Here is a 1,044-nt window from a genome sequence, read left to right as displayed (position 1 = left end):
AAGAATTACTTTATTTGGAAAATCATTAACTATTTTTCAAAAAGCTCTTTATCTTGATAAGCTAAACTTCCAATAACTACCCTTTCAACTCCTATTTCTATCATTTTTTTTACTGCTTCGTAAGTTCTAAGTCCTCCACCAAACTCAATAGGCACATTTACAGATTTTACGATTTGCTCAACTATTTTGTAATTTTTAGGAATTCCTTCAAAAGCCCCATCTAAATCTACAATATGAAGATGTTTTGCACCTTTTTCTTCCCACCTTTTTGCAATTTCTACAGGATTATCTCCGTAAACTTTAACTGCATTAGGGTCTCCTTTATAAAGCCTTACTGCTCTTCCTTCTTTAATATCAACAGCTGGAATTATAAATTCTTTTAAACTCAAAATGACTACTCCTTAAAAATTTTTATTGTTAATATGAATGTTAAAATTATAGCCAATATTAAAAAAGTATTTCCATAAAAAGATTCTTTTGCCAGATACATTATTGAAGAAGATATAAACATTGATACAACAATCAGAGCAATTACTACCTTATTAATCTGTCTTTTGAAAATATCTGCTTTTTGTTCTAAATCTTTAGATATTAAAGATATAGTTAATTTTTCAGTATTTAACTTTCTGTAAATATTTTCAATTTTAAACGGGACATTATAGGCAAGTATACCAATTTGTTTTAAATCTTTTGTTTTTTCTTTTAGATAATCCTTTAGACCTTTTTTTAAATGAAATTTTAACCTTTCTGTAGGATTGTAAGATGGATAAATTTTTCTGACCGTTCCTTCAAGATTTATTGCTGTTTTACCAAGATATGCAAGTTCTGAAGGAAGCCTTAAATGATTTGCTTTTATTATGTTATATAAAACATCTAAGACTAGCTCTTTCAAATCAATTTCTTCAAGTTTTTTATTGTAATACTTTTCTAAAAAATCCATAACATCATTTTCAAGCTTATTTAAATCTGTCTTCGGTGTTATCATCTCAAGACCTTCATAAAAATTCATTGCTAAAACAACATCAAAATTTAAGACTGCATATA

Annotated in this window: 1 protein-coding gene and 1 pseudogene; both read right to left on the bottom strand. The window is 27.0% G+C overall.

The features are described 5' to 3' along the window. Nucleotides 1–29: 29 nt before the first annotated feature. Entirely contained in the window at nt 30–389 is a 360-nt protein-coding gene (locus HG1285_RS18615) for a HisA/HisF-related TIM barrel protein (RefSeq protein WP_008289746.1), read from the bottom strand. A 5-nt stretch (nt 390–394) separates the two neighbouring features. Then, nucleotides 395–1,044: pseudogene (locus tag HG1285_RS00155) on the bottom strand (AarF/ABC1/UbiB kinase family protein); the annotation flags it as partial.

This window comes from Hydrogenivirga sp. 128-5-R1-1 (assembly GCF_000171895.1).
This window is presented reverse-complemented; position numbering and strand designations above follow the sequence as displayed.